The following is a 12,939-nucleotide window of genomic DNA, read 5'->3' as shown; positions in this document are numbered from 1 at the left end:
AAAGCGTAAGGAAATGCCGCATCAGGAGATGCGGCATACGATCGTCAGGCCAGGGTGCTAATGCGCGCCAGCTGTTCGAAGTAGTCCGGGAAGGTTTTCGCCGTGCACTTCGGGTCAAGGATGGTGACTGGCGTATCTGACAGCGCCACCAGCGAGAAACACATCGCCATGCGGTGATCGTTGTAGGTGCCAATTTCTGCAAATTGCAGTTTTGCCGGCGGCGTGACGCGAATGTAGTCTTCGCCCTCTTCTACCACCGCCCCCACTTTACGCAGCTCGGTTGCCATTGCGAACAAGCGGTCAGTCTCTTTTACGCGCCAGTTATAGATGTTACGCAGCGTGGTGGTGCCTTTCGCAAACAGCGCAGCGGTGGCGATGGTCATTGCCGCGTCAGGAATATGGTTCATGTCCATGTCGATGGCGTTCAGCTCACCGTGCGTACAGGAGATGAAGTCATCGCCCCAGGTCACAACCGCGCCCATTTTTTCCAGCACGTCGGCAAAACGAATGTCGCCCTGCACGCTGTTGCGACCAATACCCGTCACTTTTACCGTACCGCCTTTAATCGCACCCGCGGCCAGGAAGTAGGACGCGGATGACGCATCCCCTTCAACCAGGTAGTTGCCCGGAGACTGGTACTGCTGTGCCCCGCGCACCACGAAGCGCTGATAAGACTGGTTTTCCACCTCAACGCCGAAGGTTTTCATCAGGTGCAGCGTGATATCAATGTACGGCTTAGAGACCAGGTCGCCTTTAATGCTAATCACGGTATCATTTGGAGCCAGCGGTGCGGTCATCAGCAGTGCCGTCAGGAACTGGCTGGAGACGCTACCATCAACCTCAACATTACCGCCAGTGAAACCACCGCGCAGACGAAGTGGCGGGTAATTTTCTTGCTCAAGATAATCAATCTGCGCGCCGCCCTGACGCAGGGCATCGACCAGGTGGCCGATCGGACGCTCTTTCATGCGCGGCTCGCCGGTCAGCACAATATCGTTGCTCCCAAGACACAGCGCAGCGGCCAGAGGACGCATCGCCGTACCGGCGTTACCCAGGAAAAGCTCCAGCGCTTCAGCGGAATGTAATGCGCCGCCGTTACCGGTGACTTCACAACGGGTACGATCGTCTGACAGCGCGTACTGAACGCCCAACGCTTTCAGTGCATTGAGCATATGGCGCACGTCATCGCTGTCCAGCAGGTTGGAAAGGACGGTGGTGCCGTTTGCCAGAGCTGCCAGCAGCAGAGCGCGGTTCGAGACACTTTTTGAACCAGGCAGATTAATGGTGCCATCTACCCGCGCGATAGGTTGTAACGTCAGGGATTCCATGAAACTTAACTCTCAACTCAACATAATAAAAACCCCGCAGGAACGCTGCGGGGGTGAAAAACAGCCAATTAACCGTGACGACGTTCGAAGTCGATCATGAAATCAGTCAGGGCTTTAACGCCTTCCAGCGGCATCGCGTTATAGATAGAGGCACGCATACCGCCTACCACACGGTGACCTTTCAGCGCATGCAGACCCGCCGCGAAGGACTCTTCCAGGAACACGTTATCCAGGTTGTTGTCCGCCAGCTGGAACGGCACGTTCATGCGCGAACGGTTAGTTTTGGCGACATCGTTACGGTAGAAATCGCTCTTGTCGATCACGCCGTACAGCAGTTCAGCTTTTTGCTGATTGATCTTGTCCATCTGCGCCACGCCGCCTTTTTGCTTCAGCCATTTGAAGACCAGGCCGGAGAGATACCAGGCGAACGTTGGTGGAGTGTTGAACATGGAATCGTTGTCGTTCAGGACGGTGTAATCCAGAATTGACGGGCAAGACTTATGGGCTTTCCCCAGCAGGTCTTCACGCACGATAACGATAGTCAGACCCGCAGGACCGATGTTTTTCTGGGCACCCGCGTAGATGACGCCGTAGCGGCTGACGTCCAGCGGCGTGGACAGAATGGTGGAGGAGAAGTCCGCCGTCACAATGACATTTTCGCCAAAGTCTGGCTCTTCGTGAATAGCGATACCGTCGATGGTTTCGTTCGGGCAGTAATGAAGATACGCGGCGTTGTCAGAAAGCTGCCACTCACTCATCGGCTTCACGGCGCGCATACCGTCAACGGTCACTTTGGCATCGATAACGTTCGGCGTGCAATATTTGTGCGCTTCTTTTACCGCACTGGCCGCCCAGTAGCCGGCATCAACGTAATCAGCGGTGGATTTGTCGCCCAGTAGATTGAGCGGAATACCCGCAAACTGACCGCGTCCACCGCCGTGACAGAACAATACTTTGTAGTTCGAGGGAATGTTCAGCAGATCGCGAAAATCCTTTTCTGCCTCTTCCGCCACCTGAATAAACGCTTTACCCCGGTGGCTAACTTCCATCACCGACGTACCCAGACCGTTCCAGTCACACAACTCCTGTTGAGCCTGTTTGAGCACGTCTGCCGGTAACATTGCCGGACCTGAACTGAAATTAAAGACTTGAGCCATTTCCCCTCACCACGCTAAAAGCCATAAGTTATAACTGTGGATATCGGTTTTATCATTCAGTGACACGCGCCGCAATGTCTAAAACTTATGGCCGAAGAAATGTGCCCCTCGTCACACAAAACAATCTGCCGTACCGTTGTCGCAAAACCGACAATATCGCTGTCAGGTAATGCGTTTAGCCCGGCTAACCTTCGTCCATTCTGGATTTGTACAGCGAGGGCATAATTGATGATCGCCCGCCTGCATGACCACCACGTGGCTGCATTTTATGCAGGCATACTGGCCCGCATCAGGGACGGTTTTGTATCGCTCGATAAGCATATCCGGCAGTATGCACAGGCCGGGCTTGACCTCATCGTCAGGATAGTAATAAACGCTGATTTGACCGTTCGTTTCCATAATCGCCAGACGCACCTGCCCCAGTTGTTCAACGCTGCTTATACGTAGCTCCATAAAGAACTCAAACTCCGTCATATTGGCGCTTTGCACATTCTCCCAGGCCAGTTGACCATCTTCGACAATCACCACCGGTTTTCCTTCGAACAGATCTTCCAGTTTTTCACTTTTCGACATCAGCCACATGACCAGCCGGTACAGCAGCGCAAGCGTCACGAAGACGATAAAAACCGGCACCATCGGCACATCGTCATAAAAGGCAACGTCCCCTGCCGCCGAACCCAGCGTCAGGATAATCAGCACTTCAAACAGTGACATCTGCCGCACGCCGCGACGTCCGGTGATTTTCAGGAACAGGAAGACGAGTACAAAGGTGTACAGGCTACGCAACGCCACTTCGCCTAAAAACTCAGGTGGGACTTTATCAAACGCCATCCGCTGGAGATCAAATGCTTTCATTTTTTTATGCCTTAACAGTAGGTTACTGCTTATAAGCATAGCCCAGCCATTTATTTTCGCCGGAGATAGCACCCGTCACGCAAAACCCGTATCATTGCACGCTTTACGTACGATAAAAGTGAACGCCATGACTCAAACGTTTATCCCCGGCAAAGACGCCGCTCTGGAAGATTCCATCGCTCGCTTCCAGCAGAAACTGACCGACCTGGGCTTTAATATCGAAGAAGCCTCCTGGCTGAATCCGGTGCCTCACGTCTGGTCCGTGCATATTCGCGACAAAGACTGTGCGCTGTGCTTCACCAACGGCAAAGGCGCGACCAAAAAAGCGGCACTGGCCTCTGCGCTGGGTGAGTATTTTGAGCGTCTGTCCACCAACTATTTCTTCGCCGACTTCTGGCTGGGTGAAACGATTGCCAACGGCCCGTTCGTTCACTACCCGAACGAAAAATGGTTCCCGCTACCCGAAGACGACGAACTGCCGGAAGGCATTCTCGATGCCCGCCTGCGCGCGTTCTACGATCCGGAAAACGAACTGACCGCCAGCATGCTGATCGACCTGCAATCCGGCAATGAGGATCGTGGTATCTGCGCCCTGCCGTTCACCCGTCAGTCTGACGAGCAGACCGTTTACATTCCAATGAACATCGTTGGCAATCTGTATGTGTCTAACGGTATGTCTGCCGGTAACACCCGTAACGAAGCGCGTGTACAGGGGTTGTCTGAAGTTTTCGAGCGTCACATCAAAAACCGTATTATTGCTGAATCCATCAGCCTGCCGGAGATCCCGGCTGACGTGCTGGCGCGCTACCCGGGCGTGGTGGAATCCATCGCCAAACTGGAAGCGGAAGGTTTCCCAATCTTTGCTTATGACGGCTCTCTGGGCGGCAAATATCCGGTTATCTGCGTGGTACTGTTCAACCCGGCAAATGGCACCTGCTTCGCCTCTTTCGGCGCGCACCCGGACTTCGGCGTGGCGCTGGAGCGTACCGTGACCGAACTGCTGCAAGGTCGTAGCCTGAAAGATCTCGACGTATTCACCCCGCCAACCTTTGATGACGAAGAAGTCGCCGAGCACACCAACCTCGAAACGCACTTCATCGACTCCAGCGGTTTGATCTCCTGGGATATGTTCAAACAGGACGCAGACTATCCGTTCGTGGACTGGAGCTTTGCCGGTACTACGGAAGAAGAGTTCGCCACCCTGTTGGCGATCTTCAACGCGGAAGATCAGGAAGTCTATATTGCCGACTATGAACACCTCGGCGTTTATGCGTGCCGTATTATTGTGCCGGGTATGTCGGACATCTATCCGGCAGAAGATCTGTGGCTGGCGAACAACAGCATGGGCGCGCATCTGCGTGAAACCCTGCTGGCCCTGCCGGGCAGCGAGTGGGATAAAGAAGATTATCTGAACCTGATCGCCCAACTGGACGAAGAAGGACACGATGATTTCACCCGCGTACGCGAACTGCTGGGTCTGGCAACCGGAAAAGATAACGGCTGGTACACGCTGCGCATCGGCGAGCTAAAAGCGATGCTGGCGCTGGCGGGCGGCGATCTGGATCAGGCTTTGGCCTGGACCGAGTGGACGATGGAGTTTAACCAGTCCGTCTTCTCCGCCGAGCGCACTAACTATTACCGTTGCCTGCAAACGCTGCTCCTGCTTTCTCAGGAAGACGACCGCGAGCCATTGCAGTATCTGAACGCCTTCGTCCGCATGTACGGTGCAGATGCCGTTGAAGCTGCCAGCGCTGCGCTGAGCGGTGAAGAACCGTTCTATGGCCTGCAAGCGGTTGACAGCGATCTGAAAGCCTTCCCGGCGCATCAGTCGCTGCTGAATGCGTATGAAAAATTGCAGAAGGCTAAAGCCGCTTACTGGTCAAAATAAGCGCATATAACATTAATGGCTGTAGGCGTATTCAATCGCCTGAGCTATATTACGGGGCAATTTCATTGCCCCTTTTTTTTATTTTTCCGCAATGACGTTTAATTGTAATAATTAAGTTAACCACGGGTAAATATAAAAACGCTTACCTGGGCTTTACTGTTACTAATTCTAATAAATACTCCATTTTAATTAACTGTTCCACGGGAGGCTGAAGGAAAAAATTCAACTCTTTTCATAACTTTTAAAATTTATTTTTATACGGATAATCAAATACTTACTCCGCTTTTGCTGTAAAACCATACACACTGCGGGCCTATAAGCCAGGCGAGATATGATCTATATCAATTTCTCTTCTATAATGCTTTGTTAGTATCTCGTCGCCGACTTAATAAAGAGAGAGTTAGTGTGAAAGCTGACAACCCTTTTGATCTATTACTCCCCGCTGCGATGGCGAAAGTTGCCGAAGAAGCGGGTGTCTACAAAGCAACGAAACATCCGATGACGACGTTCTTTCTGGCCATTACGGCTGGGGTGTTCATCTCCATCGCTTTCGTCTTCTATATCACAGCCACCACCGGCACTGCCGGGATGCCTTTCGGCATAGCGAAACTGATTGGTGGTATTTGCTTCTCACTGGGCCTGATCCTCTGCGTCATCTGCGGCGCCGACCTCTTCACCTCAACGGTGCTGATTGTTGTGGCAAAAGCCAGCGGAAGAATTACCTGGGGTCAACTGGGGCGCAACTGGCTCAACGTCTACGTTGGCAACCTGATTGGCTGTCTGCTCTTTGTTCTGTTGATGTGGCTTTCTGGCGAGTACATGACCGCCAACGGCGGCTGGGGGCTTAACGTCCTGCAAACCGCCGACCACAAAATGCACCATACATTTATCGAAGCCGTTGCTCTCGGCATCCTTGCAAACCTGATGGTCTGCCTGGCGGTCTGGATGAGCTACTCTGGTCGTAGCCTGATGGATAAAGCCATGATTATGGTTCTGCCGGTTGCGATGTTTGTTGCCAGCGGCTTTGAGCACAGTATTGCGAATATGTTCATGATCCCGATGGGGATTGTTATCCGCAACTTTGCAAGCCCGGAGTTCTGGACTGCTGTTGGTTCAACCCCGGAAAGTTTTTCACACCTGACTATTATGAATTTCATTACTGATAACCTGATCCCCGTCACTATCGGGAACATTATCGGTGGGGGTCTGTTAGTTGGGTTGACATACTGGGTCATTTACCTGCGTGGCGGCGATCATCATTAATGGTTGTCTCAGGCAGTAAATAAAAAATCCACTTAAGAAGGTAGGTGTTACATGTCCGAGCTTAATGAAAAGTTAGCCACAGCCTGGGAAGGTTTTACGAAAGGTGACTGGCAGAATGAAGTCAACGTCCGTGACTTCATTCAGAAAAACTATACCCCGTATGAAGGTGACGAATCCTTCCTGGCTGGTGCGACTGATGCAACCACCAAGCTGTGGGACAGCGTAATGGAAGGCGTTAAACTGGAAAACCGCACTCACGCGCCAGTTGATTTTGACACCTCCGTTGCTTCTACCATCACTTCTCACGATGCTGGCTACATCAACAAAGCCCTTGAGAAAATCGTTGGTCTCCAGACTGAAGCACCACTGAAACGCGCAATCATCCCGTTCGGTGGCATTAAAATGGTTGAAGGTTCCTGCAAAGCGTATAACCGCGAGCTGGACCCAATGCTGAAAAAAATCTTCACCGAATACCGTAAAACCCATAACCAGGGTGTATTCGATGTTTACACCAAAGACATTCTGAACTGCCGTAAATCTGGCGTTCTGACCGGTCTGCCAGATGCCTATGGCCGTGGCCGTATCATCGGTGACTACCGTCGCGTTGCGCTGTACGGTATCGACTTCCTGATGAAAGACAAATACGCGCAGTTCGTCTCTCTCCAGTCTGACCTGGAAAACGGCGTAAACCTGGAAGCGACTATCCGTCTGCGTGAAGAGATTGCTGAACAGCACCGTGCGCTGGGTCAGATCAAAGAGATGGCGGCTAAATACGGCTGTGATATCTCTGGTCCTGCAACCAACGCTCAGGAAGCTATCCAGTGGACCTACTTCGGCTACCTGGCCGCTGTTAAGTCTCAGAACGGTGCAGCAATGTCCTTCGGCCGCGTATCTACCTTCCTGGATGCGTATATCGAACGCGATATCAAAGCAGGCAAAATCACCGAGCAAGACGCTCAGGAAATGATTGACCATCTGGTCATGAAACTGCGTATGGTTCGCTTCCTGCGTACTCCAGAATATGATGAGCTGTTCTCTGGTGACCCAATCTGGGCAACCGAATCTATCGGCGGTATGGGCGTAGATGGCCGTACGCTGGTAACCAAAAACAGCTTCCGCTTCCTGAACACCCTGTACACCATGGGTCCTTCTCCGGAGCCGAACATCACCGTTCTGTGGTCTGAAAAACTGCCACTGAACTTCAAGAAATTCGCCGCTAAAGTGTCCATCGACACCTCTTCTCTGCAATACGAGAACGATGACCTGATGCGTCCGGACTTCAACAACGACGACTACGCTATCGCGTGCTGCGTAAGCCCAATGGTTGTTGGTAAGCAAATGCAATTCTTCGGTGCGCGTGCAAACCTGGCGAAAACCATGCTGTACGCAATCAACGGCGGCGTTGACGAAAAACTGAAAATGCAGGTTGGTCCTAAGTCTGAACCGATCAAAGGCGACCTTCTGAACTTCGACGAAGTGATGGAGCGCATGGATCACTTCATGGACTGGCTGGCTAAGCAGTATGTCACTGCGCTGAACGTCATCCACTACATGCACGACAAGTACAGCTACGAAGCCTCTCTGATGGCGCTGCACGACCGTGACGTCGTTCGCACCATGGCGTGTGGTATCGCAGGTCTGTCCGTTGCGGCTGACTCCCTGTCTGCAATCAAATATGCGAAAGTTAAACCAATTCGTGACGAAGATGGTCTGGCTATCGACTTCGAAATCGAAGGCGAATATCCGCAGTTTGGTAACAACGACGCTCGCGTTGATGACATGGCGGTTGACCTGGTAGAACGTTTCATGAAGAAAATTCAGAAACTCACTACCTATCGTAACGCTATCCCGACTCAGTCTGTTCTGACCATCACCTCTAACGTTGTGTATGGTAAGAAAACCGGTAACACCCCAGACGGTCGTCGTGCTGGCGCGCCATTCGGCCCAGGTGCTAACCCAATGCACGGTCGTGACCAGAAAGGTGCGGTTGCCTCTCTGACCTCCGTTGCTAAACTGCCGTTTGCTTACGCGAAAGATGGTATCTCTTACACCTTCTCTATCGTGCCAAACGCGCTGGGTAAAGATGACGAAGTACGTAAAACTAACCTCGCGGGTCTGATGGATGGTTACTTCCACCACGAAGCGTCCATCGAAGGTGGTCAGCACCTGAACGTGAACGTGATGAACCGTGAAATGCTGCTCGACGCGATGGAACATCCTGAGAAGTATCCTCAGCTGACCATCCGCGTATCTGGCTACGCAGTACGTTTTAACTCCCTGACGAAAGAACAGCAGCAGGACGTTATCACCCGTACTTTCACTCAGTCCATGTAAGTGGAATTGACTGAAATCACGCGTTAAAAAGCGTACAATAAAGGCTCCACGCAAGTGGGGCCTTTTTAACACCCTCGCTTCATCAGTCTCTTTTGTCCGCTATCTATACTTAATGGATAACAGCCAAAACAGACTCGACATAGCCTTTGAGCTGTGCATCTACATAGGCCCCCGGATGGGCCAAATTCGGAGATATCACCGCAATGTCAATTATTGGTCGCATTCACTCCTTTGAATCCTGTGGCACCGTCGATGGCCCGGGGATCCGCTTTATCACTTTCTTCCAGGGCTGCCTGATGCGCTGCCTGTACTGCCATAACCGTGACACCTGGGACACCCATGGCGGTAAAGAAGTCACCGTTGAGGATCTGATGAAAGAGGTGGTGACCTATCGCCACTTCATGAACGCGTCAGGTGGTGGCGTGACGGCATCCGGCGGTGAAGCTATTCTTCAGGCTGAATTTGTGCGCGACTGGTTCCGCGCCTGCCATAAAGAAGGTATTCATACCTGCCTCGACACCAACGGCTTTGTGCGCCGTTACGATCCGGTTATTGATGAACTGCTTGAAGTGACCGATCTGGTGATGCTCGATCTCAAGCAGATGAACGATGAGATCCACCAGAATCTGGTTGGCGTCTCAAACCACCGTACGCTGGAATTTGCCAAATACATTGCCAACAAAGGCGTCAAGACCTGGATCCGCTACGTGGTGGTACCGGGCTGGTCAGATGATGATGATTCTGCACATCGTCTGGGCGAATTTACCCGGGATATGGGTAACGTGGAGAAAATTGAACTCCTGCCCTATCACGAGCTGGGTAAACACAAATGGGTGGCAATGGGTGAAGAGTACAAGCTCGATGGCGTGAAGCCGCCGAAAAAAGAGACGATGGAGCGCGTCAAAGGTATTCTTGAGCAGTATGGCCACAAGGTCATGTATTAACGAAAAGGCCCGGTGAAAACCGGGCCTTTTTATATTCTATTTAAAGACGCCGTTAATCACGGAAGTCACAATCGCGGTACTCAGCGCAATTAAGACCAGGTCGTCACCCACCACGCGCCATTCATAGCCCGGATAAGAAGGAAGCTGACCCAGCATATCGGCTGGCACGGTTTTCTTCGCAATGCCCGGAGGCAGTGGCTTACCGCGCGCCAGGTTTTTCGCAATACCCGGAGGCAGAGAGTCGTAGCCCGTTAAGCCGTAATTCAGTGCCAGATGGCGGGCATGATCGAAGCTCACGCGGACGTCAACATCATGACCAACATCGTTGCTGTTTTTAAAGCTCTTATCCGATTTTCCTGGATTATCCTGGCCGGTATTGTGCTTATTACCATGGTTACCAGCGTTCCCGTTACCATGATTGCCGCTATTACCTTGTCCGCCACCGTTTCCGTGACCACCGCCATTCCCGTTTCCTGGATTAGCCATGGCCGGAGCCGTTGCAAACGTTAAAGCCAACACTACGGCAAGTGCGGTAGTGGAAAAACGACGAGTAGACATGATTGCTGCCTTTTAGTGGTAGAACTCATTTGAATTATCGCCAGGCAGTAAAAACTCACAATAAGTAAAAGTCTTATATGTGACAGGGACAAAAAAGCCTGTCATCGACAGGCTTTTATTTAATCAGGCATGTGCCACTGGCGTTGGGTGCTCGCCCACTTTGCGCAGCAACATTAACAGATAAATAAACGATACGCTGGCGATCATGATAAACAGCAGATTATCAGAGTAATTTTGCATGAGCATAGCGGTAAAAGTCGGCCCCAGTAAACTGCCGATGGTGTAACTCAGCAACAATGCCTGGTTCATCGCCACCAGCTGGTGATGCTCAACTTTCTCACAGGCCCAGGCCATCGCGACCGGATAGAGCGTAAAACCCGCAGCCCCCAGAATGAACAGCGCAGGCGCCATCGCGGCGTTGCTGAGCATGGCGAGACAGCCCATGATGACCACGAAAACCTGGACGCGAAGCACCAGCAGACGACCAAAGCGGTCCGCCAGGCGGCCAATCGGCCACTGACCGACAATCCCCGCGCTGACCATCACCGCCATCCAGAAACCGATCCCGGAATCGCTGACGCCCTGATGGTTGAGATAGAGCGGCATCAGGCCATAGAGCGACCCCAGCACAATCCCGGAAATAATACAGCCGTTAATCCCCAGGCGCGCCTGACGCAGTCTCAGCATCGGCCAAACGTGCGTGGCCTCCTGATGCTCACTGCTCTGGTTCACGATACGGGTAAAGAGCAGCGGCAGAATTGCGGCCAGCACCATCCCTGTTACCCATGGCAGAACGCTCATCAGGTCGGTTGGGAATTTGCTGACCATCAGTTGTCCCAGAACGGTCCCGACGTAGTAAACCATCATATAAGCCGCCAGCAGACGCCCGCGATTACGGGACGTGCCGCTGCACATCAGCGCACTTTCAACCACCACCCAGATCATGGCGCAGCCAACGCCCGCAATAAAGCGCCAGACCATCCAGCTCCAGAAGCCGACCATCAGTCCTAAACCGGCGCATCCGACGGCAAAGATCAGTGACGCCAGATAATAACTGCGGTTAAAACCAAAGCGCTTAATAAGGCTGCCCGTTAATAAGGTGCCCAGCAGATTGCCCGTAAAAAAGGACGAGCTAACCATACCCACCTGCCAGGTTGGTAAGTTTTCATGGGCGAGCCATAGCGGGACGAGTGTGTTCAACACCGCGATCGCCAGGGTCAGCAAAAGCAGGCCACAGAGCAACAAAAGCACCGGGCGGGTATAGGTGGTCATGGATTAAAAACCGTGAGGAAGTTCAGATTTCGTGCGCATCATGCCACTGGCAAAAACAAAGTCAATCCACCGATTCAGGCGTCACGCACGATATGCGCCTTGTCGATTTAAAAAACTCATCCTGCTAATGCAAAGCCTGCTACCAATATTAATTATCTATTTGTTTTTATTTATTTCCGGGAATTTTTACAACGAAACATCAGTCGAAAAATTTCATGAATGAAAAAAGAAAAGCCGGGCACTATGTCCCGGCTTTTTATAACAAAATCTAAAATTAGCTGGCGACAGCCATACCGACCGTCATATGCAGTCCGTAAAATACGCCGCGACCAATTAACTCCCCTGCCAGCACCAGCACAAAGGCCAGTGACAGCAACGGTAGCGCAGGCGCGTAACCTTTAAGCTGAGGGGCAATCCAGCACACCAGCGCCGCCGTCAGCAGCACCACACGCCAGGCCATCAGAGAACCGTAATCCGGTACCAGCGCCGAAGCCTGTTGGATAGAGCTGTGAATGGTCGCCAGCTCCGCTCCCTGCATAAGCGCTACAACGGTACTGATGACCAGTGCCAGCAGCGAGACCGCGGGCAGCAGGCGCATCGCCCAACCATTAATGCCAGCTACACGCAGAAGCAGATAACCCAGCAGCGGCCCGCCAATAAACATGGTCAGGAAGAAGCTCATCGGCGTCCAGACGCTGTACCAGGTCGGAACGGTATCGATGGTGTTGTACACCCGGACCATCATCCAGACAAAGACAACGCCCAGTACCATGGTGACGATGAGCCACAACGCACGTAACCCTGACGGCAGCTTTTTCAGCGCTGCCAGTAACCACCCCAGCCCGCCAACTGCAAAGAAGATTGCGCCGCTGGCAATCTCGTTACTCAGCGAAGAGGCACCTACGCGGTTCAGGGAGTTAAACGCGCGCATCGGTGAGCCCAGGTGCAGCGTAGAGGCGATAAACCCAATCCCCATCAACACCCACAGGCCAAACATGCTCAACACTAAACGCTGCTGCTGTTCAGCATTGAGGTTCCCTTTTAACAGCGCCAGCGCAAGGACGATAAACCCGCCTGCAACACACTGCCCAAAGACCGTGAAGATCATAAGCGGCCATTCATGCCATCCACTTCCCATCTCACACCTCCTTCGGGTTTGCCAGGTAGCCGGTGGTGTCACCCGTCGGACGGCTGTTGGCGTTAGGTTTAATCACAATACTCGGCTTCGTGAAGTGCGCAGACGGCAGCGGCGCGACCGCAGCAAGCTGACCGTGTTTTTTACGCAGCTCTTCAATCGGGCCAAAGTCCAGCGCGCGCAGCGGGCAGGACTCGACGCAGAT

General features: G+C 52.6%; 10 protein-coding genes and 1 pseudogene. 4 read left to right on the top strand and 7 right to left on the bottom strand.

All coding sequences use genetic code 11. From position 1 onward, the window contains the following. Window positions 1–44: 44 nt before the first annotated feature. From aroA to ACOT0L_RS07110, 3 genes are all read right to left on the bottom strand, one after another. Window positions 45–1,328, bottom strand: coding sequence for a 3-phosphoshikimate 1-carboxyvinyltransferase (aroA, locus tag ACOT0L_RS07120; RefSeq protein WP_032624533.1), 1,284 nt, complete (start codon window positions 1,326–1,328; stop codon window positions 45–47). Between the two features lie 68 nt (window positions 1,329–1,396). Further along, complete coding sequence (serC, locus tag ACOT0L_RS07115; protein WP_022647627.1) at window positions 1,397–2,485, bottom strand: 3-phosphoserine/phosphohydroxythreonine transaminase; 1,089 nt, start codon at window positions 2,483–2,485, stop codon at window positions 1,397–1,399. A gap of 162 nt (window positions 2,486–2,647) precedes the next feature. After that, complete coding sequence (locus ACOT0L_RS07110) at window positions 2,648–3,340, bottom strand: DUF421 domain-containing protein (protein ID WP_023299721.1); 693 nt, start codon at window positions 3,338–3,340, stop codon at window positions 2,648–2,650. Window positions 3,341–3,467: 127 nt separating this feature from the next. On the opposite strand from ACOT0L_RS07110, the gene ycaO reads away from it, so the two are divergent. The 4 genes from ycaO (at window position 3,468) to pflA (ending at window position 9,769) form a co-directional block, all read left to right on the top strand. Next, window positions 3,468–5,228 carry a 30S ribosomal protein S12 methylthiotransferase accessory factor YcaO gene (ycaO, locus tag ACOT0L_RS07105; protein ID WP_126502960.1) on the top strand — a complete coding sequence of 587 codons (1,761 nt, stop codon included), beginning with the start codon at window positions 3,468–3,470 and terminating at the stop codon, window positions 5,226–5,228. 405 nt (window positions 5,229–5,633) lie between these two features. After that, window positions 5,634–6,491: a formate transporter FocA gene (gene focA / locus ACOT0L_RS07100; RefSeq protein ID WP_017384832.1), complete on the top strand. Its 858-nt coding sequence runs from the start codon at window positions 5,634–5,636 to the stop codon at window positions 6,489–6,491. 51 nt (window positions 6,492–6,542) lie between these two features. Continuing rightward, on the top strand, window positions 6,543–8,825 hold the full coding sequence (gene pflB, locus ACOT0L_RS07095) for a formate C-acetyltransferase (protein WP_022647624.1): 2,283 nt from the start codon (window positions 6,543–6,545) through the stop codon (window positions 8,823–8,825). Window positions 8,826–9,028: 203 nt separating this feature from the next. Continuing rightward, window positions 9,029–9,769 carry a pyruvate formate lyase 1-activating protein gene (gene pflA, locus ACOT0L_RS07090; RefSeq protein WP_003858250.1) on the top strand — a complete coding sequence of 247 codons (741 nt, stop codon included), beginning with the start codon at window positions 9,029–9,031 and terminating at the stop codon, window positions 9,767–9,769. 36 nt (window positions 9,770–9,805) lie between these two features. Here pflA and ACOT0L_RS07085 read toward each other — a convergent pair whose 3' ends face one another. From ACOT0L_RS07085 to ACOT0L_RS07070, 4 genes and pseudogenes are all read right to left on the bottom strand, one after another. Beyond that, window positions 9,806–10,327, bottom strand: a complete 522-nt coding sequence (locus tag ACOT0L_RS07085) for an anti-virulence regulator CigR family protein (RefSeq protein WP_022647623.1) — start codon at window positions 10,325–10,327, stop codon at window positions 9,806–9,808. A gap of 123 nt (window positions 10,328–10,450) precedes the next feature. Then, window positions 10,451–11,599 (bottom strand): MFS transporter, encoded by a 1,149-nt coding sequence (locus ACOT0L_RS07080; RefSeq protein ID WP_046618446.1) that lies wholly within the window; start codon window positions 11,597–11,599, stop codon window positions 10,451–10,453. Window positions 11,600–11,873: 274 nt separating this feature from the next. Next, complete coding sequence (locus ACOT0L_RS07075) at window positions 11,874–12,737, bottom strand: dimethyl sulfoxide reductase anchor subunit family protein (protein ID WP_023299719.1); 864 nt, start codon at window positions 12,735–12,737, stop codon at window positions 11,874–11,876. A 1-nt stretch (window position 12,738) separates the two neighbouring features. Next, window positions 12,739–12,939, bottom strand: a pseudogene (locus ACOT0L_RS07070) (dimethyl sulfoxide reductase subunit B); the annotation flags it as partial.

Origin of the sequence: Enterobacter cloacae complex sp. XAL002 (assembly GCF_049236805.1) — a bacterium.
In the GTDB taxonomy this organism is placed as follows: Bacteria; Pseudomonadota; Gammaproteobacteria; order Enterobacterales; family Enterobacteriaceae; genus Enterobacter; species Enterobacter intestinihominis.
The sequence above is the reverse complement of the archived record's forward strand: the minus strand, read 5'-3'. Positions and strand labels throughout refer to the sequence as shown.